Genomic DNA, 24363 nt, shown 5'->3' with positions numbered 1-24363 from the left:
ACTACCCAATAAAGTCTAGCCCCCTAATAATGTATGATGGAAGTATAAAGGTTGCAGTTTTTAGGCTAAGTTCTTTAGACAGATTAAAAGAAAATTCTGATTTATATTGTTCTATTTCAGAAAAAAAAGTTTCCACATCGATATCATTTGTTCCTGTAACTTGCTCAAACGCCTTACCATTCGTCGGCTTGGTTTTTATTAGCGCACTCAATAATATCGCCTTTCCGGAACCGTTTTTATTCGAATCAATTAGATCCTTCTCAAACTGGCTTTTATCACTCTTCTCAACTAAAATGACCGGGCTACTAAATTCGCTTTTTAAATTATTAGCTCTATTTTCTGTCCTCTTATTCGTATCGCTATCCGTTAGAACCAGACACTTTACAAAAAAACCGTTTTTTACAACTTTAAGAAAATGGCTAAATGCTACTCCGTTAACATTTATAACTGAACAACCAATTTTCTCAAAAGTCACATTTTTATGCCGCTTGTATAAAACCGGTAACAGTATCTGTTCGGAAATCCCCTCAACTAGTATGACTTTACGTGAAAAGAACATGCACGATTTGGTCGCATCTAAATACTTTTCAAGATAAGCTATACTTTGTGCTTCCTTCAGAACATCTAATTTATCTAACAAATAATGACATTTAATCTCACCTGAAATCAGATCCTTAAACAATACAACAGAATTTTCTAAACTTAACTTGCCAGTGATATGAGTCGAATGAGATGTCAGTAGCAGTTGAGAGTCTTTATTTACATGAGTAGCCTCAATATTTTCGGCCAAGTGACTTTGTAATAAAGGATGTAAGTGTGCTTCAGCTTCTTCAATTCCAATAACTCTAAAAGATGTATAGTCGCCATTTACGTGCTTTCCTGTAATTTGGGATAATACCAATGAAATATACAGCAAATTATTTCTGCCTAATCCATTGCGGTCAACGCTGATAGGATTAGATCCGTATGTTAATCCAATTTTTTTGAGGATTTCAAATGTTTCCGGAGAAGAAAAACTAAATCCTATTGAGTGGTCGGCTCCATCCTCATAAAGAGAAACCTTTTCAAGCAATATGCTAACTTCGCTTTGGATCGACTTTAGATTAGTGTTTCCTTTGATTTCATCTTCCAAAGTTTCCAGTATACTTTTTATTGAGGAATAGCCAGCCAAATCTTTTCTACAAAGAATTTTATACAATAAACGATAGTCTCCACTAGCGATTAACTCCCGCTTTGCATCCCTTAATGCATCTAAAAATTCCATTTTTAGCATTCTGAGATAGTAAGGATCGCATCTATTGGTTAGATCGTCCCCTCCATAGAGCCTATACTCATAATAGTCTATTGGAAAATCAATGTTTGATATTCTCTGATCTTCTGTAAACTCCTTGCCGCTTTCGCTCTTTGAAATTGCATCTACCTTATCCTGAAGTTGTTTGCGTTGTTCAATTATCCATTCACTCTTTTTAACCCAGTCGCTTCTGATGGCATATAAGTATGTAATCCTAGCTTGTGTTAAGGCCCTATCTATAAACCAATCACCAACCACTGCGGCTTGATCAGGCTCGAAACCGCACATCGTAGCCTCAATGCTTACTTCGGGAAATTTAATGTCTTCAACAGGGATTTTGGGATTAGCTACCTGTTTTTTGAAGTGTTTTACCGCTTGATAATTGAAGTCGTCGATTTCTAGTGTTCGTTTCTTTGCAGCCATTATGTCCTGGCCAAAAATTAATCCTATCGCGTTTAGAAGATTAGTTTTACCTATGTTATTTTCCCCTATTATTAAGGTGAAAGGTTTAAGGGGAATCTCAAAAAAAGGATCCCCGAAGTTTCTAAAGTTTTTTATTTTGAGATTGCATATATACATCTGCCGTAAATCAAACTAAATGATATTCAATATTATACATTTTTTTTATTAAGTCGGTTACTCTTTCCGCAACCGATATAAAGAAATTAATTAAATTGTCATTAGTTTTGATGCACTTTCTATATAACCCATTGCTTGATGGATTTTGATAATTTTCTTAAAGGTGAAATTGTTCATGATATTGAAAATCATTGCTGGGGGCAATTTGTTGAAGAAAAAGATGGATTTGCAGTCCTTTTTGACCGATTAGGAAGAAACCGAGAGGTTGATATTGATTACCTTATCAAGGCGGAATTACCGTTAGCACTGGATGCATTGGGGTTCCAGCAATTTTTTAATGACAAAAAAGGGACTGAAAAGTACAAGCATAATGGAAATACTATTGACGTGATAAATGGTAAATACTTTATTCGCAATATCCAAATCTTTAACACTGTTGAAGTCCAAATTGCTTGCAATCAGTTTCGTTTTATTTCCTTTAACCTGTTGGCCAGGAGGATGCGATCAAGGACTTATTCGCGAATCAACAACAAATTAGCTAGGTAGTTATCCCCACAACTTGCGTTTAGAATAACTTTAACGCTCTGATGTTACAATAGATTTATTGACACAATAGAGTAATGGAAAATGAACGTCGACATATTCCAAATAGATTACGAATGCACCGCAAGCAAATGCGGTATTCACAGAAGCAGGTGGCACATCTTTTAGGTTTGCATCCTGCTCAATTGTCACAGTGGGAAAACGGAGTGAAGCTGCCAAGTACAATCAACCTCATCAAATTAAGCATCATCTACCGCGCCCTGCCAACCGAGCTATACTTCGAATATTTTCAGGAGTTACGAGAACACATTATAAGCAAAGAGTGGGAATTGTTTGGTAAGGCTAGCTAATCAAACAGTTCACTCAAACGCATTGACTGCCATAGTAAAGGCCGTAGTTTTTGATGCGTCTATATATTTTCTCTCCCTTTTGTATATATCGAACGAACGTATCGAATCTAATTAATAATAACGTACGAACGAACGCACATTAAAAAGTAAATGAAACCAATTAAAAGTACTATGTACAGTCCACAAGAAATACAACTAGCACAGGAATTAGCAAAAGGATTAGACGACCAAGCATCCGTAAGCTTCTACCTTGCCTGCACCAAGAAATATTCACACCGGTCACTGCGTAAAACCCTTGACCACGTGCTTTCCATCCCGAAAACCAATATCAGAAAGTCGCGGGGAGCACTCTTTAACCACTTAGTCAGTCAGCTTGATGAAATAGGCCAAGATGACTTTGGAGATGATGAAGATACTCTCTATTAGTCTGGGCACCCGTGATTCGGGCATTGCGTTGTTAAGCCACGGCCAACTAGTCCATTGGAAAATGCATACGTTTCATGGAACATGGTCGAGTGATAAGCTTAGCGACATCCTGGTGCGGTTTGACCGGTATATTACGCGCTATCGGGTACAGCATGTAGTCATCAAGATACCACCAGCAACACACCACACCAAAGCCTTCCTAACACTACTCAAACAACTTTCCGAACTTGTACAGTATCGTGGCTGTATGATTGCCTGCCATACCAAGGAAGATTTAAAAGCATTGGTGCCAGAGGTGAGTAATACGATAACACTCATGGAGTATGTCACCCGACACTATCCAATCCTCTTGCCTGAACAAGCCCAGGAACTTGTAAGCCGGCAGCCGTATCATATAAAGATGTTTGAGGCTGTATTGGCAGCCCACGTGTACAAAGGTCAAATAGCGCCAAAGTAAGCAACGGTTATTTGGAACATTCTACCGCTCCGGACCAGGGCGGTATTGTGTTATCCCCATAAGTTACCTATGCCGCAACTTTTACCTCGTTATCTCTCCATAACTAGTTTGCTATACTTTTCATAAACCAACACGTGTCCTTTATGAAAAAACAAAAGCAAACATTTGCAACCTTAATGAAAGATTTCGAGTACCGCTATGATGTTCGCACTGTCTTTGATGACTTCTTAACGCTTTCTATCTGCGCGTGTTCGCAAAACTCCCAAACCGGCATCTCATATTATGAAGACCTCTTTCTGCAAACAATGATTCGGTACTTAGACGATCCATTCATGCATAATTTCCCTAAAATGTTTGCACAAATGATCTGCGAAATGGAATGCCGGGTAAGGAGCGACACTGGCAATGATGTCCTGGGTGAATTCTATGAACAACACCTTTACCGAAAAGGTGCTTCACAATATTTCACGCCCTGGCCAATGTGTACATTATTGGCTAAGTCAACTATAGATATTGTCGACATCCATGCCACGCGTGAACCGATACGTATTCTTGATCCAAGCTGTGGCAGCGGGCGGATGCTCTTGGCAACAGCACTAGAAAACGGCCCGGATCATTCCTATTACGGGATAGATATCGATGAGACGTGTGTGAAAATGACCGCACTCAATATGTTTTTGAATGGCATATTTCATTCCGAAGTTATGTGTGGTGATGCGTTGTCGCCTGATGATTTCAGGGTAAGCTACAAGATTTCGTTTCTGCCGTTTGGTATATTTCGGGTAGATGAGAAAGAACAGTCATATTTATGGACGCTGCACAAGAATTCATTTCGCAAAGTGGAAGTAGCGTCAAAATGTCCGTCAATGGTATTTCAGGGTAAGACCTTACTCAAAGGTTCGCAATTGAAGCTATTTTAAACCAAACAGAGGTCGAATATGACCTCTGTTTTTGTTGCGTCCATAAGGGGCTTCAATAAGAGAGCCGCCGATTAATGAATCAACGGCTACTGTTATATATGCCAGGATTTTTTTTAAATTTTTTTAGTGTCTTTTAGCTACAAATTCGATATCATTTCCCGGCGTATAATTGTATGCAATATATACAAACCTCGTTGATGTCAGCTCAACAATGCCTATTTTAAGAGTGACCTTATTATCACTGTTATATGCCGTAATCATTTTACCGTCTGGTGAAATGGAGAATGTCACATTAGTTAGGCTTACCGTATTGTCGGGCTTAATTTCTTTATATGTGCCACTGATAATTCCTCCCGTTGTTGACGTAACGGTATACACCCAATGAACATCATCACCAGGAGGCAGAGTTGCTGCTTGCCATTGACGGCCTGTACCGCCATTGTACCTTGTTGAATCGGAGACATCAATAAAATTTACGCCACTGAGATTATTCACCAAAGCATCTATTTGAGTCTTTGTTAATGCATGTACTCTTGCATAGTGATACCAGTAAGCGATTCTTGCCTCGTTGTGATTAGGGCCAGCGAGGTAAAACGCAATTAAAGAATCTTTGGTAACGGTGATATTGGATAAGCTGTCTAATGGCCAGTCTGTCATATAAATTGTTTTGCCATTATTCTTCAACTTCCAATGATTGGGACGAAATATCTGATATTGCTGACCGTTTAATGGAGAGCAGGAACTTCCATTAAGGTTAGCGTTTGGCACATACTCACCATTAGCGAAGTACTCGGAATATACATTTGATGAACAATAATAATGGATGTTTTGAAAATCCCACCCAAGAAAACTGCCATGTCCACCAACAAGCGTGGAATTCAAACTTGTCATTGTCCATTGCCCGACTAATAGCTTTTTAAGGCTATCTAATTCGTTTTGTGGTAGTGAATCACTAAACGATACCCGCACGGTGTGAATTGAAAGCACATTGGTAAGAGTGTAAACAGAACTCCCGGCCAATGCTGTAACAAAGGAGCCGTCTATCCATAATGAGTCGGTATGAAATCCGGGATTCGGATGGAATATAACATCGAGAGAGCCACCAGACGGAACTGCTGCAACGGTCGGGGTAACTGTTCCACCAACCCCAGCTGTGCAATTGATAACAAATCCGTATGTAACAGTAATTGTATGATCGTCTTCAACAGCAGAAAACGTAAAGGAATTTGAAATGGGGCGCGGAGAACCGTCAACAGTAATAGAAGAAATAGCCTGGCCGTCAGAAGAAGTAAATGTATACGTTTGGTCTACTCCGGCCTTAACCACTGTCGTTCCCAAAGGACTGATAGTACCTCCGCCGATAGCCGAGGCGATAATTTTGAAGGTTTTTGGCGCAGATGGTGTTTTCTTGCAGCTTATAGCAATGAATAGGGCAAATAATAGGAGTAGGAACAGCTTTTTCATGTGGTTAGGTCAAAAGTGGGTTTATTTCACCTCGAATACAAAGCTTGGCAAACAGAGCCGTTCTTCCTACCACAAAACGGGATACTTCATCCTGTATTTGGATAAACTATCGGTAATTGTATATCTTTATGCCAAACCTCTATTGTTATGATGCGTGGAAATATAATAGGAAAGAAAATACGGACGTTGCGGGAACTGAAAGGCTATTCCCAGGATTATGTTGCCGGAAAGCTTGATATTGCCCAAAACACGTATTCAAAAATTGAAAGTAATCAAACAAAGCTAAATACCGACATCCTTGAAAGGATAGCTGAAGTATTAGAGGTATCAATCACCGATTTACTAAGTGAGGAGCCCATTGTCCTGAATTTCAACGGGGTTAATCATGGAGCGCAAGGCAAGTTTGATTTAATAGAGCATTTCCATTCAGGCCAAAAAGAGTTGTACGAAAAGATTATTGCAAGCAAAGACGAGGAAATTGCTCGAATGCAGAAGATCATTGATGCTTTGCTAGGTAAGAAATAATCTGCTCCACACTTCAATATTATTCCAAAAAAACAAAAAGGGGGGAAAGAAAGCCCCGCACGGAGGAACGGAATAAAGAGCCGTGTGGGTGAATGGCTGCGCGGGTTTATGCCGGAAATTCCTTGCGGGGCGCTTGAGAGGATGTGTGAGCCGAGTATCTTTGCGGTTTTTTTCTATTTGTTTTAAATATATAACGCTCTGTGATACCGATCTTTTAAGAGTTTGATTGCTACTTTTGTCATATGAGAATATCGCTAGTATCATTGAAATGAAGCAATGAACCTAAATAAACTATATAGGAATATGCATCGGTAATTTTAAAGAGGTAAGGTGCTAATTAATAGTTAATGACTTATTTTACAAATTCTGAGGTTCATATTACTTTATATGTACTTTTAACCGGCCTATTGTACGCATCCCGACCTTAAGCACTTTACTTATTTGTTCGTTGTTAACTTTTTCCCGATAACCGCCCCAGTGCAATTCAACAAAATATATACTGTACGGCATATTTGCGATGTATGGGATGCTTTGTTTATGATGCATGTAGTTTCCCTACTTCCGTTTTGTTGATTTAATACCCTATAATATCATCTGTTTTTTTACAAAACACGATATTAGTACCTCAAATACACTTAACTTAACGCTAATTTATTATAATCAATAGTTTTGTTCAGGCAGCTTATCAAAAAAAACATTTAGTTGCTTTTTAAGTGTAACGAATTATCTAAAGCAATTATGCCTTATTTTAAAAATGATAATAAGATTTGAATTTTGTAAAAAAATAAACACCTAAAATTGCAATTATTAGTAAAGCAATTGTGATTACGTACAATATGATTTTGGGTAACAATTGCGGGATATCATTATCTTTTCTATAATTTTTCATCTTCCTAGTTCTAATTGATTTTTAATAAGGTTAAAATATCTCCCTTTAGCATGTACAAGTTCCTTATGTGTGCCAGTTTCGATAACAGTCCCATCATTTAAGACAATTATTTTGTCAGCGTTTTTTACGGTGCTCAATCGATGAGCAACTATTATAACTGTTTTGCCAGTATAAAACTCACTAAGGCCATCCGTAATTATTTTCTCGTTTTCAGCGTCCAAATAGCTCGTGGCCTCATCTAAAAATAAGAATTTAGGATTTCTAAATATTGCCCGACTTATTAGTATTCGCTGTTTTTGACCTTCACTTAAACCAACCCCCTGAGTTCCAATTTTGGTTTTATATTTAAGAGGTAAGCTCATAATGAAATCATGAATCCTTGAAGTTTTAGTAGCATCTAGTAACCTATCTGCATTTTCATCGCATTCATTACCCATAACTATGTTTCTTAGAATCGTGTCTGAAAATATAACACCGTCTTGCATTACTACCCCACAATGAGACCTTAACTCCGATGGCGATAAATCCTTCAAGTTAACGTCATCAATTAAAATTTCCCCCTCCGTCGAATTGTACAACTTTAGCAGTAATTTCAATAAAGTTGATTTTCCACTTCCGCTTGTACCTACAATTGCAGTAACTTTTCCTATAGGAATTTCTAAGTTTACGTCTTTCAGTACATACGGAGAGTTTTTTCCACCATATTGAAAACTCAAATTGCTAATTGAAATCTTATTCTTAAAGTTGTAATCATGAATAGTATCTGAAGTTTTCCGAACTATTTCATCCTCATCTTTTTGATTATGGACTTCATTCAAGCGCTGGAGCGAAAATCCTACGGTTTGTAATGTAGTAATAAATGCTGTCAATTGTGTTATAGGAACATTCAGCTGCCCGATAATATAAGATATGCTTAATAAGACACCCAAAGTCATGTGCCCTTGTACAACACTATAAGCAGCTAAAAAGGTGATAATAATATTTTTTATCTGTGAGATGGAATCTGCTCCTAAATTTTGTACCTGATCAATAAACAACGTTGATATATTAATATGGAACATTTTATTTTGGATTTTCTTCCATTGATTTGCCTTGTATGATTCGAAAGAATTAAGTTTAATTTCCGGCATACTTCGCACTATTTCATATATTTCATCATTGTTTTCAGAAAGTTCACGAAAGCGCTTATAGTCTATTGTTTTGCGTTTTCCAAGAAAAAATATTGTCCAGGTAACGGAAAGAGCGCTGCCTAACGCAAAAACTAAAGAGATCTTGATATCATAAAAAATGAGAACAGTCATAAAAACAGCAAGATTTACTAAAGAAAAAAAGGTTCCTATAAATTGATTACTTACAAAATCTTCTACCCTTTTGTTGTCAGATATTCTTTGAATTATGTCTCCCGATGTTTTCGATTCAAAAAAGTATATGGGAAGTTTAAGTACTTTATATAAAAAATCGGTAACAATTTTGATATTGATACTGGTGCCGGTGTGGAGTAGAATGTAAGCCCGGAATGTATTACCAAGTGTATTTGCAAGAAAGAAGAACAATTGAAAAAAAAGCAAATACTCAATCAATTTTACGCTTTTGTTTTTAATTCCTACGTCAATAATATCCTTGTTTATAAATGGCAATATGAAGGCAAAAATCGAAGATATTGCCGTCAGTAGGAAAATAAGGATAAATTGAGAGCGGAATGATTTGATGTTGGAGAGCAAAAATTTCCAAATATTGACCTGCTTTTCTGGTCGAATTTCTTCTGTATCAAATTCTTCATTAGGTTCGAGAAACAAACAAAATCCTTTATCTAAGTTATCAGGAAGAAAAAAACTTTTAAAGTCATCTTCATTAAGAGTAATCTTAGCTAGTGAAGGATCTGCAATTAAAAAAAACCGTTTTCCGTTTTTTTTTTGTTTTATTTTGTATAAGATTACGAAATGGTTTTTCCCCCAAAACAAGATACAAGGGAGTACAGCTAATTCTATTAATTTTTCAAAAGTTAATTGATAGTTAACGGCATCAAAATTGATAGATTTAGCAGCCTGCGAAAGATCAAGTAAGTTAACACCTTCTTTATTGCCAAACGTTTTTCTTTTTATAAATTCCGAGTCGACTTTCTTTCCATAGAATTTAGCGATCATTCTTAGGCAAGTAGGGCCGCAATCTGCCCCATCTCTCTGATGGTAGAAAGGAAAGCGCATTAGGCAGTTACTTCCTTTATGTTTGATTTTGTCAACACATAAGATAATAATAATTTTTCTTTAATATTAAACTTATTTGTAGGGCATGCTCGCATATCCTCATGCCAGGATTTTGGACATCCTCCACCACAAACGGGGAGCATTTTACAACTATTGCACTGGAATTTATTATCTAAGATTTCATCGTTCCAATTGACTAGTGGTCTATCTTTATATTCTTCATCTGGTCTATCAAATTTAACATTTCCAAGAACATAGCTAGTGTCCTTGTAGACATCAACATATGAAACTTCTGTACAATTAAATAGGTTTCCATAGGCATCCACCATTTCGTTAGATGGATTAACGGCAAGACAAACTGTTTTTACTCTACTTGGCAACAGGTTTGGCATGAACCCGTGCTGATATTGGTCAACCATCCAATCAATCTCCATTTCCGAAAACTCTTCTTTTGAAAAAGATTTCAAATGCGCATCATTTCCCCAAGAGTACACTGAAGCTACATAAAAATTTGTGATAAATTTGTTAAAATCATTATCGGCCATTTTTTTTATAAGTGGCGTCACTCCCAAATAATTGCGCTTATCAACATTACATCTAATTGATATTGAGCATCCCAAACTTGAGTAATCAGGCATACCAAAAATTTCCGTCAAATTTTTAAATATAATGTCAAAGGTATCATAGCCTTCCTTCGTAATACGTCTAACGTCATGGTATTCAGCTGTACCATCCAAAGTAATTTCCATTGACCGAATATCCAAATCTAATGCTAATTCCCTGAATATTGTCGGTTTAAGGCTCAACCCGTTAGTTACAATTTTTGCACCATATGAAATTTTAAACTCCAAAGCAAGTTCCTTCAATTTTTGGGTTAAAATCCTTATTTCTCTCAAAGCCATTAGAGGTTCCCCTCCGAACCATGCAATGAAAATTCCAGAGTAAAAATTTGGTCTTTGAACTAATTTTTGCCTATAACGCAAGATCAATTTTTCAATTAATTCATCTTTGATATTAACTTTTTTATGGTCTTGTCCACAATAATCACAGCCAAGTTGACACATAGCAGATGGTTGTATTACTTGATAAAGAACGGTATCGTCATTAATGAACTTTTTGTTTTCATCAATTATTTTTGATAACTCATTTTCTTCCTCATCGACCAAAATTCCTTCCTTAATAAGGTTGGCGATAAGGGTTTTAGATAATTTCTGCCATTGATTTTGTAATAAGGCGTTATAAACCCTCTTACTTACTACAACTGCCCTTGCTGACCTCGTTGAGAATATTATTCGACTACTATTATTTTCACCGATTTCATCAGTAAAAATTGTGTAATATGAAAGTTTTTTATGTAGCTGAGACACCTTGCGATAATTTTAAAATAAATAAAAAAGAATGGAATTAACATAATTGCCCCATCCGGGCAATTATGTTAGGAACAAGGGAATTAAGGTTTGTTAATGCAAGTAGAATTCGAAGTGCCGGTCGTGCAGCCAGTATTTGTACAGGTTCCATTGGAGCCTGCCGAACAACTAGGGTTAGAACAAGCATTGTTGGTGTAAAGTACCCCGCCATACACTTGAATAGCAAGTTCATCAGTTAAAGAAACAATTTCTGATGTTTCATTGGAGTTTTCCATTCTCCGGATTAGATCCCTAAGGTTTTGGTTTTTCATATTATTTTGTGGTATTGTTTAGTACCTATCTAAGGTAGGCTTTCAAACTGAAATTCCAAATTAAAATGATAGAATTTTCAAAAAAAAATTAAGGTAAATCGTAGTGTATGAGGCATTTACATATAAAAAACATTGCATGTCAAAGCACTTAGGAATGTTGTTCCTAAATTGATATAGCACTCGATATTTTATTTCAAATTATCTATTCATTTCTTAGGTTTTTTACAGGATTTGACATCGCAGCTAACAAAGACTGGATACTAACAGTAATCATCGCTATTAATAATGCTATTCCAGCAGCCAGCGCAAATAACCACCAAGAAAGGCTGATGCGATATGCAAAATTTTCAAGCCATTTATGCATTGCAAACCAAATTATTGGAAACGCGATAACGCTAGCTATGCATACCATCTTGACAAAATCCTTTGTTAAAAGAATCACAATATTCTGAAGACTTGCACCCAGCACTCTGCGAATGCCAATTTCTTTAATCTTTTGTTCAGCAGCAAACGCAGCAAGCCCTAACAAGCCCAAAGCAGATATAAAGATTGCTATTACGGCAAATGTGGTGATTAGAACTGCTTGTTGTTGTTCGGCATTATAAAGGTTATTATATGCATCATCAAGAAAGGTGTAATCGAAAGGCATGCCAGGAAAATACTGCCTCCAAACTTGTCGAGCTGTACCTATTGCAGTTGAAGTGTTAGAAGGAGTTGTTTTAATATAAAAACTAGTAGCGTTATTTTCCGCAATAACCATTGGCCCGATCTTATCGTGAAAGCTTTTAAAATAAAAATCTTTAACCACCCCAATTATAACCCCGGTATCATTCTGATGAACAAAACGTTGCCCAATAGGATCGCCTACGAGATTTACAAGTTTCAAGGCGGTCTCATTTAATAAAACATTATGCCTATCAACAGTTCCCTTGTTGAACCACCTTCCCTTGATAATTTTGAGATGCATTAAATTGGCAAAGTCTGGATCTGCACCAAATGCTGAAAATGAAGGCTGAAAATCTTTAGCCCGGCCCGGCCAGTCAAAGCCGCCTGAACTTGATCCTTCAAAAGCTATGATATTACTTCCTGCAATGGCAACATTGGCTGTAGTGTTCCGAGATTGTAATTGTTTTTTTACCGATTCATTTAACTGTCCGGGTTTGTTTCCATTAAAATGAGGAATTTTCCACCAAGGGAAGGTAAAAGTAAATACCTGACTACGAATGTAGCCAGGATCGGTTTTTTTCACATAGTTGAGCTGACTATAAATAACGATTGTGCTGGCAATCAGAACCACAGAAATGGCGAACTGCATAATTACCAATACTCGCCTTAACGTAAGGTCTTTGATATTTAACATGGATACACCTCGAAACACATTAAGCGGTTTAATGGATGACAAAAGAATTGCAGGGTAAATGCCATTCAAAAGGAAAGAGACTAAGAGTGCGCCCGCTAGTACAATCCAAACAACAGGGTTAAAAACCGGCTCAATAAAATCTTTTGCAGTGAACTGGCGAAACCAAGAAATGCTTAACTCCATCAAACTTAACGCTATTATAAGTGATAGCATACTTACTAAAAATGAATCAGCCATAAATTGGCCGAACAATTGCATTCTTTCTGCACCGATGATTTTACGGATACTTACTTCTTTCGACCGTAAACTTGCACGTGCTGTGGTCAGATTAACATAATTGATACATGCCGTCATTAATATGAGGGCGGCAAGTATAATAAAAACATTTACAATAGTCTGGTTGCCATGAATCAATGAAGAATATTGCCAATCATTTTCAAGATGGATACGAGATAAGTTTAGTAAGCTATATAATGATTGTCCATTGTCATCTTTCCTATTGTTATGCAAAATTAATTGCAGTTTTGCTGTAACTGCACGTAAATTTGAATTTGGGTTAAGTTTAATAAACGTTAGATAATCGCTATTACCCCAATCTAAGTTATCTTTTTGCTGCTGCGGACTAACCAAACGAGATTCAAGCGGCAATAACATGTCAAACCTGAAACTTGTATTAGCAGGGTAATCCTTCACAACACCTTGTACCTGGTAATTATTTGTGTCTATCCGGACAACCTTTCCAATGGGGTCTTGATTGCCAAAATACCTTTTTGAAGCAGATTGTGTAAGAATAACGCTGAACGGATTTTTAAGGTACTGATCCTCAGAACCTCTAACAAAATTGTATTGAAACAACTTAAACCAGTGACGGTCAACATAAGCGGCATTTTTTTCACTTATAATTTTATCAGCAATGTGAATAAAAAGATCGCCAGTGTGAACCTGCAGTCTAGTTATTGTATTAACCTCAGGGATTTCGTTTTTAGCATGTTCGCCTAATACGTACGGGGAATTTTCCCATTGCCATGTCTCAGTTTTAGATATAGTTACTGAAGTCTTTATTAAAAATATATTTTCCCAGTCAGGTTCGAAACAGTCAAAACTCATTTCATTTTGTACCCAAAGTATTATTAGCATGGCTGCTGCTGCGCCAATACCTAAACCTGTTATGTTGATAATTGTAATGCGTTTATGTTTCCATAAATTTCGCCAAGCAATTTTAAAATTATTTCTAATCATGGGTTATCTTACTGTCAAAAGGTTTAGTCCATAAGCAAAATTAATTGCTCTTGTAAAGGTATTCAAAAATATTGAAATACTAATTGCTTACAAAGCAATATTTTTTAAAAAAACGGCAGTCAATTGATATCTTGAAATTTATTGTATAAGAGCACCTCTATTGGATTGTCCAATAGTATTGTTTAACATTTTAAACTTAAGACCTAACCCAACTCCTAACCATGTTTTTTAAATAACCAATCCTGCTTATCGCCGAACATCATATTTACAACCGTTAATAAGCAAAATTAAACCTGTTGTTAAGTTTAACCGCTACACCGGTATCGCCACTTGCGCGAACCAGGAAGCAGACTAGAAAGAAAATTTTTGAAACCGCGAGAGCCAGGTGTAACCATGCTCCTCATATAAAAACCATTGCTCTTTTTTCCGAGCCGCCCAACGCCAACGGAGAGCAACGAAGTTGGCGGCGAGCGGAGCAAAAAGTCCAGGCAGAGGGAGCGCAGCGACTGAATGGAATGTCTGGACACGAACTACCAAAGCAGTGCGGAACGAGCGCGATAGCCAATGTAATGGGACATTTCGTGCGCTGCCGGTAGTGAAGCTTTTTGCGACAGTGCAGGCGAGCCTAACAAGAAAAGCGGTTGGCATTTACAATACTGAGCCGCCAGGCGAAGCGTTGTAAATGCCAAAGGGAGCTTTTATGAATGACACCCTTTTTCTCTCAAAACACATGACAGGTTCAGCCCGCGGAGCGGTTAACAGCTGGTCAGCTGTTATATGTGCTTGAAAAGCTTATATAACGGCTGACGAAAACCTGGCGTTGGTTTTGAAGAAATTGGGTGGAATGAATGCCTTATTTCCGGTGTCATAAATATTTATTTCATTTATTATTTGCGATTTATAATATTTTTCTATATTTACATAAAATCCTAAATCGCACAATTATGAAATATTATATTTTCATAGTTCTCCTCTTAAAATGTAGCTTGTCGTTTTGCCAAGTTAACCTATTACAAAATGGTGATTTCTCGTCAGAAAATTACGCGTGGCAAACAAACGGAGATTTTCACTACGACAGGAGATTTAGCAATGGGGCCGACGGACAAGCAGGTTATGCTTACCTCGCTACTAATATTGGTAATCCCGCTGATAGGCTATATGGCGAGTTATATCAATCAGTCACTATTCCATCTGGCGTTTCAACAGTTACATTTGATTTCGAGTATTCGGTTTCTACAAGTGAGCCCAACGTAGCTGACAATGACTTTCTGCATGTCGGAATCTATATAGGCACTCAAGAAGTATTTCCAATCTTCAATATTTCTAATCGCTCAAACACGTGGAGTGGATCAGGGTATGCAAAGACCGCCTCAATTACAATTCCACCAGAGTTATACAATCAAACAATAACGGTAAAATTTATTGGCAGTACGAATCAAAGTTACCCAACTGTCTTTCGTGTTGACAATGTTGAATTATTGGCTTCGTTTGGTCCTCCCGGCATTCGAACTAATTGTATAACATGGACGAATGGCAATCTTCCTTCGGCTGAAGTTATTAATGCCGCAGATAATTTATGTAACCAGCATTATATCCCTAATTATATCGATGTGCCTACATTGGCAAATTTTAGTGTTATTAATGCATCAGTTGCCACATTAAATGCATTATATAAGGTAAATATTCCAACGACACTTCCTTCCGACTACTTTCCCACATTTTTCGGAGACATTGACTCGCTTTCTTCTACCGAAAAGCAGGCTATAAAAGCTATGTGTTTTTTAGAATATGATGATGGCCGATCATGTTTAAGCAGAGATTACACGTTCATCACCCCACATAATAGAATTACAACTGGCAATATTTTAAGAATGCTTTATGAGGCGTGGAATATTCAACCAGATATGGACGGGTATGACATCTTTAACCATAGTTCAAGCTTCTTTTTTCAAGGTGTTTATTACGATGACTACAACTATGGATATTTCAAACGTGCATTCGAAGATGGAATCTTAGGAAGCTATGTATTTAACTTTGGCTTTCCCGATAATATAAACGTCAATCCGGGAGAATTCTACTTGGTAGTCCTAAGCAATCTGGTCAATAAATATGGGCAACGATTTATCTCATCAAATAACTTTTACAACCCTAACAATATACAATTAAGTAATTCCAGCACACCAACAGATATTACACGTGGTGTTTTTAAGACATATGAACAAAGCGAGTTCTCAATTCCAAGCGGAGGAATTGGATTGAATTTCGTCTATAGCTATCATTCAGATTGGATTGACATACCTTCACTTGGATATAATGAATACTTCAATAAATGGGGAAATTTCGATGAACAATTAGCGAAAGAAAGGATTTTTCCGCTTGGCATTGGATGGACCCATACTTATAATATTTTTGCCCAATCCGTCTTAGATCAATATAACAATGATAGGTATATAATTATTCGACTAGGTGACGGTAGTATCCTGGTCTATAACGCACTTGCAGGGAAATTTGAGAGTTCCGGGGTTTATGATAAGTTTATTATAACTAATAAAATTGGCGGGCATATCACCTCATTCAATCTAGTATCAAAGAATCAGGTTACCACTCAATTTAACATTTCAACCAATAGCAATGAAAATCTCCCATCTTTCTTCTATGCTACGACCATACGGGATCAAAATAACCAATCCCTTACTTTTAACTACGAACGCTCACATTGTGATAGTACTTCGGAGCGATGCTTCGGCTCAAGCGCTGAGCGCCTGTATAGAGTAATAGATAACTTTTCTGGCCGCATATTAAATTTTCACTACGTTCCAGGCTCAGATTTATTAGCCTACGTAAGTGATAATTCTAACCGAACGATACACTTCAGCGTTAATCGCACTAAATTAAATTTAGCGGCTGTAACCGACGCCAATCTTAATATCACTAATTATGTCTACGGGTCCAGCGATGTAGATAATCACTTATTGACCTCTATTATAAAGCCACAGGGTAATACAATTAACAACACCTATGCTGCGCGGAAGCTTAAACAAACACAAACACCCGATTATGTAACAAAGGTCGATTTCACTGCCGCATATTCGCAGTCGTCAATTGGTACGCAAAGCGTAATTACAACGACTCCTTCGTCAGGCACCCAATATTCAATTACTTATAATCAATCAGCAGCAGGCACGGTATCGAATATAAAATCAGCAAGTTCCGACATTACACTTACATATGGAGACAGCCAAAATCCTACGCTTCCAACTGTAGTGGTAGACAATCAGTCAAATATCCGCGAAAACTTCCAGTATGATAATATGGGGAATGTTCTGCGGAGCGATTATTCAGGTGGAGGGCAATCACAGACAAATCAATATACATATGACCCGACTAACCATGTAACCAGTCATACATGGCCGAATAATACTATAACGTATTATTCTTATGATCCAAACGGAAACGAAACCAACGAGACCACATCTAACTATAAGATGGATTACGGTTATTTTTCGACTGGCCTTCCTGCTACAAAAACGGATGCCAATGGAGTGGTTACAAACTTCGGATATAATCAATACGGTAATCTAAATTCGATTTCGATAAGCGGAACGCCTATTCATTACGCAGCTGAATATGATGAAGTAAGCCGACTCAAATCGATTACAGACGGCAATCAGGTTAAAACAACCTATGGATATGACAAGAATGATAATCTTAAAGAGGTCATACAAGACCCGGATAGATTAAATATTAAAACATCATATCAGTATGATGGTAATGATAACCTTCGTTTTATTGAACCTCCACAAGGTCAGGGCGTTTCGTTAACATACAATCAAAGTGATGATCTAACAGATGAACTGCAGCTCGGCCTTACCCGGCACTGGTCCTATAACTCTGATGGAACGCTCAATACCTATATTGATAAAGATAACGTTGCGTTTGGCCACCTCTATTATCCAACAAACGATCCTAATGAGGGAAAGTTAAAAACGAATGGGATTGAAAATTACTCTTACAGCGCAAATACACATCTCGTAACATCCATATCCGCCAACCAGTCTGATAAAGGAACTTTAAATTATGGTTATGATCAACTGCTGCGTCCCAATGATATTTCCTTTAATTCTCCGACTTATTCGGCTGACGTTACTTACAATTATGACATTTCAGGAAATATCACCAAGATTAATTTAGTAAATGAAAACAAGTCATTTACCTATGACTATGATGAGTTAAACAGAATTAAGACAATAAGAGACTGGAATCAAAACACAATTGTAACTTATAATTATAAAAACAACGGATTACTTGACTATGAACAACTGAGTAATGGAATCGCAATTTTTTATCATTACGATGCCGCCAACAGGTTAGACAGTATTTATAGCTTAAGCGGTGACAGAGTAAAAGTTATCCACTCTGTCGGTTGTACGATGGACAACAACGGCAATCATCTAAGAGAATCATCTTTCGTTAATTGGCCGGGCAAACCAGGGACAACTTATACGCCACAGTCCAATGCCACCTTTACATACGACAAAGATTTTAATTTTCTTTTGCAAGCCAACGGCAAAACGTTGGATAATGATGGCAATGGTAATATTAGCAGAAATGGATTTAACGGATTTTCAGATGGTATTTTTGACCGGCATAATAATCTAACAAGCTGCAATGTTGACGGTGAAGCAAGAGCATATCTTTACGATTCCTCGGAAAGTCGCTATTGTAATAATGATTTACGTTATACAATTGATCATGTCAACAATAGTAATGTACTTGCTGTAAAACGACTTGGTGTAAGCGACCCTATTGCGCTTTATGTGTATTCTCCATACGGCCTAGTGTGCAGTATCAATTCTCAAACCGCTGACCCAACATTTTATATGTATGACTTTAGGGGCAGCACTGTTGCAACGGTTGATAAAAATCAGACCATTGCTGACTATTATAAATATGACCCTTGGGGAAACGTTTTAGAAGCGTCTTCTTCTCCAGGCAAAAACACCCCCTTTCTTTTTGTGGGTAAATATGGTGTAATGTATGAAAGTCCGCATTTATATTTTATGCGGGCAAGGTATTTTGACCCGACTATAGGTAGGTTTTTGGGTGCAGATGCAAATTGGAGCACAAATTTATTTAGCTATTCGGATAACAATCCTGTCACTAACATTGACCCAAGCGGACAACTCTCACTTAAAGAGATATTAGTAGAATTTATATCGGATGTCGGAGGCGTCTTAAAAAACACTGGCCTGACGAGAGTTGGAAATAACGGCGCATTATATTTAGAAAAAGCGTCGGGTCGAGTGTTCCAAGGTAATCAAAGTGTAGTAACAGCATCGCTCTCAAAAGTTGGAAAAAGGCTCGCTTATTTTCAATACCTCGGAATTGCAATGTCCGCCGCAGATGTTGTAAACACCTACAAAGCAGAAGGTAATAGAGTTGATCGTCAAACTATGATCGCATATGATAATAAAGCTGGGAGTTTTATTGGGTCTTGGAGTGGAGCAGAAATTGGGGCTGGACAAGGCGCAATCACTGGAGCGGCAATTGGTGTTTTGTTCTTTGGCGTAGGCGAGGCACCAGGGGCAGTTATAGGAGGTGTCATTGGAGGGATAGCCGGAGGGTTTGCAGGAGGATATTTACTTCGTCATTTAGGTGATACAATATTTGGGCAATAATATATGAAAAAAATTATTTGGTACTGGAATCTTGTCTATTATCATGTGTTCAAAGAGTTAAAAGCTTTACATAAGCGCTTTACGAGCATTAATTCAAACTATGGTGTAATTAAAACTAATGCTTTAACGGAATTCTATAAAACTTATGATGTAGCCAACATCTTTAAGTTAAATGACGACATGTTTAATGACGTTGAAACTGGGTTGCTAATTCATTGGGCAAATGCAATAATTTACTTCTTATTGGTTTTATTAATGGTCGGTATTCTAAATTTCATCGATTATTTCTCTAACACGGTAAACTCTTATAATACAGCTAGTGGCATCGGCTATATTTTTTTTCTGATTTATCTTTTAGTCCCACCATTGTCATTCAATTATTTAACATTATATAAAAATAATAGGTATTTGAGCTTCTTTGAAATATTTCAACAATTGAATACACGAGAGACTAAAAAACATAGCCGAATAGCGCTAGTAATTGGTGTCTCGCTTTTGATGTTCTGCATATGCAGCTTTATCATATAGCTTTAAATATCATTTAGAAAATCTATTGGTCAAATAATCGTAAGAAAACGCCAGGAAATGAGAAAAATTGGTCTGCTTTTATTAACCATTATTTTCCACTGTTATACTTGTGTTGCTCAAACATATAAATATGACGCGATAAATCGGTTAGTACAGGTCTCCTCTAACTGTAGCGGGACATTGTACAATTATGATGCCAATGGAAATCGCAAATCAATTACTCAAATCTCAATTGAAACTGTTTCGGAGGCATCTGATGAAAAATGCGGAAATGATGGAAAAATAACGATTACACCCAAAGTCATACCCTCAAACTATCGTTACTCTTGGAGTAATGGCAAAACAACAGCAAGTATAAGCAATCTCCCTCCCGGTAATTATTCTGTCGTTATTACTGAGCCTGTTTCTGGATTTACTTGCGATCAATCATTTACAATCAAGGCTGCCTTTAAAGATTCATTACGAGTAGATACGCATTCCCTAACGTGTATCGGCGGAAATGACGGCGGTGCCAAGGTAAACATAGTAACACCAAACCCTCAAGGCGTTTATTCATATCATTGGACTAATAGCGCTGATACGAACTATGTAGCAACCGATTCCATATCTAATCTAACGTTTGGTAAGTATTCGGTGAATATTCGCAATAGCTTTACACATTGCATCAAAACAATTTCATTCAATATTGATCAGCCCCAACCGTTTTTAACAGGTATCAACACAACACCGCTTTCATGCAATCAATCAAATGATGGAACAGCGACTGCAAATGTAGTAGGTGACCCAAGTTTGTATTCATACGCTTGGACCGGTGCATTCACTGGTTCAAAATCAACACAAAAAATTACGGGCTTAGCAGCGGGCATATATATTGTTACCTGCACACAGCTAACAACAAATTGCATTTTACGAGACACGATTACCATAGACGAAATTCCTACGTTCTTAAACGTAACTAAAACAGACAGTAAATGCTATTTAGCAAACAATGGCACTGCAAAAGCAGGTGTTACTAATAGTTCTAATCAATATACATATGTCTGGACGGGACCGTCAATTGGAACAGCAACAACCCAAGAGATTGCAGGCCTTTCCCCTGGTTTATACAAGGTTCAAGTAACCGAAAGCTTCGGAAACCATTGTACTGAAATAGATTCTGTCACGATAACTGAACCAGGCAATATTTTACAGGACGTGACGGTTACTCCGACCTCATGCAAGGGGCAAGCTGACGGGACAGCGGAAGCGAAAGTATCAGGCTCTGCTTCTCAATATACATACATCTGGTATTCCGATACCGACGGGCTTACATTGGCACAAAACGAATACCGAGCAACGGGACTTAAAGCAGGCGCGTACACGGTAACTGTTACGTCAGCAGCCCCCGACTTTTGTGTGGCTACCAAGCATTTCGAAATAAAAGAAGCCGGCTTGGATATAAAAAGCCAGTTATTCCCTAATCCTACAACAGGAGTGGTGACAATAAAGATATGTACGTTGATAAAGGGAAATATTGCCTATTCAATTTATACAACTAATGGACAGTTGCTCAGAACCGGAACAACCCCGGCACAAAGTGGACATTTTTCATTGGATTTGTCAGGTTATCCGCCAGCGACTTATGCAATTACTGCAATTGTTGACGGAGTTAAATACTTTTTTGGGGTAATTAAAATTTAGGAGATATATAAAATGAAGCCAGTATTGTTTATTATTCCTTTTCTAATAACGCTGTTATCTTCATTTTGTGCAGAGGCTCAAAATAATTCCAATCCAATACTAACGCCAGTCCCATTTCTCACAATTTCGCCAGATGCCCGTTCTGGTGGTATGGGCGATGGTGGTGTCGCATTTTCAGACGATGCGAATACAACGTTTTGGAATCCTGCACGTATGTCATTCCTTTCCCAACCCTCAAACGCCTCGATTTCTTATAGTCCTTGGTTAAGAAAGATTATTCCTGGTAGTTATTTTGGGTATGCTTCATTTGTTCAGAAAATTGATGACCGAAACGCCATCGGTTTTTCAATAAGGCAGCTGAAACTTGGAAAAATTGATTTGTATGATAATAACGCACAGCCCTTGGGAAGTTATGAACCGAATGAATATTCTATCGATGCATCCTACGCTAGAACTTTTGGGCAAAACTTTTCATTAGCTTTAAGCCTACGGTACATTCATTCAGATATTTCTAACTCTACAGCCGTCCAAGAGGTTGAAACGAAACCAATAAATACTATTTCAACAGATGTCTCAGTCGCATACAATTATCCGTTTAAAGATGGAGTATACTCATTTGGCTTAGATATTTCCAACATCGGGCCAAAAGTTAGCTATACGACGGGAGGGCAAAAGTATTTCCTCCCCATTAATTTACGTTTAGGTCCCTCCTGGACATTTTTCAGTGAACAGTTTCAGACAACAATCGCCTTCGATATCAATAAATTGCTGGTACCAACTCCTCCACTTCGAGACTCGAATGGAGATATAATAAAAGGTCGAGACGATAATCGTTCTGTTGTCTCTGGGATTTTCGGCTCGTTTTCTGATGCCCCTGGAGGATTTGACGAGGAATTAAAAGAGGTATATGGGTCTGCTTCCTTGGAACTGGTTTACGTGAAGCGATTTGCAATGCGCCTAGGATATTTCTACGACAATAAAGACAAAGGAAACCGTCAATATGCAACAACTGGAATTGGGATATTACTTGATCCCATTAATATAAACCTTGCATATGTTATAGCGCAACAGATGGATAGCCCTTTTGCAAATGCATTGCGCTTTTCCTTAATACTCCATTTAAACGAAAACAAAAAATAAAGACCCTATGATGATCTGTAACCCTAAAAGTGGACACACCCGTGCCCACTTTTTTTGTGTTCAATTATCAGGTATAACTATCAAATATGAGTATTAAAACATTCACAGATGAGCAAATAGCAGGGCTGATTAAAAACAATAATGTCTTGAAGTTTTCCGGTACATATATCACATATACACCCGAATTTAAAGCAAGAGCAGTTAAGCAATATTTCAATGAAGGCAAGTCGCCAATGCAAATATTCACACAGGCAGGGTTTGATTTAAGCGTCATCGGCAAGAAGAAAGCAAAATCTCGTATGATTCAATGGCGCAAAATATATGCGGCAAAAGGGGTTGCCGGATTCATCAAGGAACACAGAGGCCGACCCAGAGGCAGGCGCAAAAAAATAATACCGAAAGGGTTAACAGACGAAGAAAAGATTAAGAGATTGGAGTTGGAAGTACGGTATCTCAAAAAAGAAAATGATTTTTTAATCAGACTCCGGGCCAAACGAGCGGAGTAAAACTATGGCCAAAAATGAAATTTGGTATCATTCGAGAGATAGGAAATAATGTTGATACGCTGTGCGGCATTGCCGGAGTGTCTCGAAGCGGATACTACAAATGGCTCAAACGGGTTGACGCACCGGAGAAAGACCATAAGGATTATCTGTTGATAAAAGAGGTATTTGATAGGGGTAGGGGTACATACGGCTGGCGAACCTTGCAAATGAAGCTTAAAGCAGAGCGTGGCATTGTGATGAATCATAAAAAGATCATCAGAATTAAAAACAAGTACCGCCTGATAACTACAATACGGAGGCGGAATCCGTACAAATATGCTCTGAGAAAAACACAGGATCACCGGACGTTCCGCAATACGTTAAATCGGCAATTCAATCAAAAGAACCCCTACAGAACGCTATGCACGGATATTACCTATGTGCCCTTTCATAGCAAAATGGTGTACCTGTCAGCAGTTAAGGACATCGCCAGTCGTGAAATTGTGGCTTGGCACCTGTCGAATAATATAACCATGGACATTGCACTACGCACCATTGAAAATCTGAAAAGGAATCGAAACATACCGTGTTTCAAAGGCATACTAATACATTCCGATCAGGGTAGTCACTATACGAACCCCGAATATGTACGGAGGGTAAGGAAATTGAACATGGTGCAATCAATGTCGAGAAAAGGAAAGTGCGTTGATAACGCTCCGATGGAATCTTTTTTCGGACACTTTAAAGACGACATAGACTACAAGGACTGTAAAACATTTGAAGAATTAAAAATTGTCACCGGAAAGTATATTGAGTATTATAACAATGAGCGGCAGCAATGGAATTTAAAAAAGATGACTCCTGTAGAATACAGAAATCATCTTTTACTTGGTCGCCAGTAGATTAAACCAGTGTCTACTTTATGGG

General features: G+C 37.7%; 16 protein-coding genes. 11 read left to right on the top strand and 5 right to left on the bottom strand.

Annotation, left to right across the window (positions count from 1 at the left end; translation table 11 throughout):
• Position 1 precedes the first annotated feature (1 nt).
• Complete coding sequence (locus tag Q0R52_RS10860; RefSeq protein ID WP_295794679.1) at positions 2-1870, bottom strand: AAA family ATPase; 1869 nt, start codon at positions 1868-1870, stop codon at positions 2-4.
• Between the two features lie 138 nt (positions 1871-2008).
• Between Q0R52_RS10860 and Q0R52_RS10855 the strand changes: the two genes are divergently transcribed.
• The 5 genes from Q0R52_RS10855 (at position 2009) to Q0R52_RS10835 (ending at position 4566) form a co-directional block, all read left to right on the top strand.
• Positions 2009-2416, top strand: a complete 408-nt coding sequence (locus Q0R52_RS10855; protein ID WP_295794678.1) for a hypothetical protein — start codon at positions 2009-2011, stop codon at positions 2414-2416.
• 74 nt (positions 2417-2490) lie between these two features.
• Entirely contained in the window at positions 2491-2763 is a 273-nt protein-coding gene (locus Q0R52_RS10850; RefSeq protein WP_295794677.1) for a helix-turn-helix transcriptional regulator, read from the top strand.
• A 150-nt stretch (positions 2764-2913) separates the two neighbouring features.
• Positions 2914-3189 carry a hypothetical protein gene (locus tag Q0R52_RS10845; protein WP_295794676.1) on the top strand — a complete coding sequence of 92 codons (276 nt, stop codon included), beginning with the start codon at positions 2914-2916 and terminating at the stop codon, positions 3187-3189.
• A 61-nt stretch (positions 3190-3250) separates the two neighbouring features.
• Positions 3251-3646: a hypothetical protein gene (locus tag Q0R52_RS10840; RefSeq protein WP_295794675.1), complete on the top strand. Its 396-nt coding sequence runs from the start codon at positions 3251-3253 to the stop codon at positions 3644-3646.
• Between the two features lie 143 nt (positions 3647-3789).
• A complete protein-coding gene (locus Q0R52_RS10835) occupies positions 3790-4566 on the top strand; it encodes an N-6 DNA methylase (RefSeq protein ID WP_295794674.1) in 777 nt (258 codons plus the stop codon).
• Positions 4567-4689: 123 nt separating this feature from the next.
• Here the strand turns inward: Q0R52_RS10835 and Q0R52_RS10830 are convergent, their stop codons facing one another.
• Entirely contained in the window at positions 4690-6030 is a 1341-nt protein-coding gene (locus Q0R52_RS10830; RefSeq protein ID WP_295794673.1) for a hypothetical protein, read from the bottom strand.
• A 147-nt stretch (positions 6031-6177) separates the two neighbouring features.
• On the opposite strand from Q0R52_RS10830, the gene Q0R52_RS10825 reads away from it, so the two are divergent.
• A complete protein-coding gene (locus tag Q0R52_RS10825) occupies positions 6178-6555 on the top strand; it encodes a helix-turn-helix transcriptional regulator (RefSeq protein ID WP_295794671.1) in 378 nt (125 codons plus the stop codon).
• An 885-nt stretch (positions 6556-7440) separates the two neighbouring features.
• Here Q0R52_RS10825 and Q0R52_RS10820 read toward each other — a convergent pair.
• The 3 genes from Q0R52_RS10820 to Q0R52_RS10810 form a co-directional block, all read right to left on the bottom strand.
• The gene (locus Q0R52_RS10820; RefSeq protein WP_295794669.1) at positions 7441-9648 is read right to left on the bottom strand and encodes a peptidase domain-containing ABC transporter; all 2208 of its coding nucleotides are present in this window, start codon (positions 9646-9648) and stop codon (positions 7441-7443) included.
• Positions 9648-11015 carry a radical SAM protein gene (locus Q0R52_RS10815; RefSeq protein WP_295794668.1) on the bottom strand — a complete coding sequence of 456 codons (1368 nt, stop codon included), beginning with the start codon at positions 11013-11015 and terminating at the stop codon, positions 9648-9650. The genes Q0R52_RS10820 and Q0R52_RS10815 overlap by 1 nt, the downstream gene beginning before the upstream one ends.
• Before the next feature lie 513 nt (positions 11016-11528).
• The gene (locus Q0R52_RS10810) at positions 11529-13925 is read right to left on the bottom strand and encodes an ABC transporter permease (protein ID WP_295794667.1); all 2397 of its coding nucleotides are present in this window, start codon (positions 13923-13925) and stop codon (positions 11529-11531) included.
• A gap of 944 nt (positions 13926-14869) precedes the next feature.
• Here Q0R52_RS10810 and Q0R52_RS10805 point away from each other — a divergent pair.
• From Q0R52_RS10805 to Q0R52_RS10785, 5 genes are all read left to right on the top strand, one after another.
• Entirely contained in the window at positions 14870-19603 is a 4734-nt protein-coding gene (locus Q0R52_RS10805) for an RHS repeat-associated core domain-containing protein (RefSeq protein WP_295794666.1), read from the top strand.
• Between the two features lie 585 nt (positions 19604-20188).
• On the top strand, positions 20189-21811 hold the full coding sequence (locus tag Q0R52_RS10800; protein WP_295794665.1) for a T9SS type A sorting domain-containing protein: 1623 nt from the start codon (positions 20189-20191) through the stop codon (positions 21809-21811).
• 12 nt (positions 21812-21823) lie between these two features.
• On the top strand, positions 21824-22951 hold the full coding sequence (gene porV, locus Q0R52_RS10795) for a type IX secretion system outer membrane channel protein PorV (RefSeq protein WP_295794664.1): 1128 nt from the start codon (positions 21824-21826) through the stop codon (positions 22949-22951).
• A gap of 86 nt (positions 22952-23037) precedes the next feature.
• Positions 23038-23457, top strand: coding sequence for an HTH domain-containing protein (locus Q0R52_RS10790; RefSeq protein ID WP_295794663.1), 420 nt, complete (start codon positions 23038-23040; stop codon positions 23455-23457).
• 14 nt (positions 23458-23471) lie between these two features.
• Positions 23472-24338 carry an IS3 family transposase gene (locus Q0R52_RS10785; protein ID WP_295794662.1) on the top strand — a complete coding sequence of 289 codons (867 nt, stop codon included), beginning with the start codon at positions 23472-23474 and terminating at the stop codon, positions 24336-24338.
• Positions 24339-24363: the final 25 nt, after the last annotated feature.

The organism is Mucilaginibacter sp. (genome assembly GCF_025359345.1).
Taxonomy (GTDB): Bacteria; Bacteroidota; Bacteroidia; order Sphingobacteriales; family Sphingobacteriaceae; genus Mucilaginibacter.
Note: the sequence above shows the minus strand (reverse complement) of the source record. Positions and strands in the feature narration are given on the sequence as shown.

Bases quoted from the DNA above. Each gene is read 5' to 3' on its own strand.
- Q0R52_RS10810 (WP_295794667.1), bottom strand. From the start codon at position 13,925: ATGATTAGAAATAATTTTAAAATTGCTTGGCGAAATTTATGGAAACAT.
- Q0R52_RS10790 (WP_295794663.1), top strand. From the start codon at position 23,038: ATGAGTATTAAAACATTCACAGATGAGCAAATAGCAGGGCTGATTAAA.
- porV (WP_295794664.1), top strand. From the start codon at position 21,824: ATGAAGCCAGTATTGTTTATTATTCCTTTTCTAATAACGCTGTTATCT.
- Q0R52_RS10835 (WP_295794674.1), top strand. From the start codon at position 3,790: ATGAAAAAACAAAAGCAAACATTTGCAACCTTAATGAAAGATTTCGAG.
- Q0R52_RS10830 (WP_295794673.1), bottom strand. From the start codon at position 6,030: ATGAAAAAGCTGTTCCTACTCCTATTATTTGCCCTATTCATTGCTATA.
- Q0R52_RS10850 (WP_295794677.1), top strand. From the start codon at position 2,491: ATGGAAAATGAACGTCGACATATTCCAAATAGATTACGAATGCACCGC.
- Q0R52_RS10845 (WP_295794676.1), top strand. From the start codon at position 2,914: ATGAAACCAATTAAAAGTACTATGTACAGTCCACAAGAAATACAACTA.
- Q0R52_RS10840 (WP_295794675.1), top strand. From the start codon at position 3,251: ATGCATACGTTTCATGGAACATGGTCGAGTGATAAGCTTAGCGACATC.
- Q0R52_RS10800 (WP_295794665.1), top strand. From the start codon at position 20,189: ATGAGAAAAATTGGTCTGCTTTTATTAACCATTATTTTCCACTGTTAT.
- Q0R52_RS10805 (WP_295794666.1), top strand. From the start codon at position 14,870: ATGAAATATTATATTTTCATAGTTCTCCTCTTAAAATGTAGCTTGTCG.
- Q0R52_RS10860 (WP_295794679.1), bottom strand. From the start codon at position 1,870: ATGTATATATGCAATCTCAAAATAAAAAACTTTAGAAACTTCGGGGAT.
- Q0R52_RS10855 (WP_295794678.1), top strand. From the start codon at position 2,009: ATGGATTTTGATAATTTTCTTAAAGGTGAAATTGTTCATGATATTGAA.
- Q0R52_RS10825 (WP_295794671.1), top strand. From the start codon at position 6,178: ATGATGCGTGGAAATATAATAGGAAAGAAAATACGGACGTTGCGGGAA.
- Q0R52_RS10785 (WP_295794662.1), top strand. From the start codon at position 23,472: ATGAAATTTGGTATCATTCGAGAGATAGGAAATAATGTTGATACGCTG.
- Q0R52_RS10820 (WP_295794669.1), bottom strand. From the start codon at position 9,648: ATGCGCTTTCCTTTCTACCATCAGAGAGATGGGGCAGATTGCGGCCCT.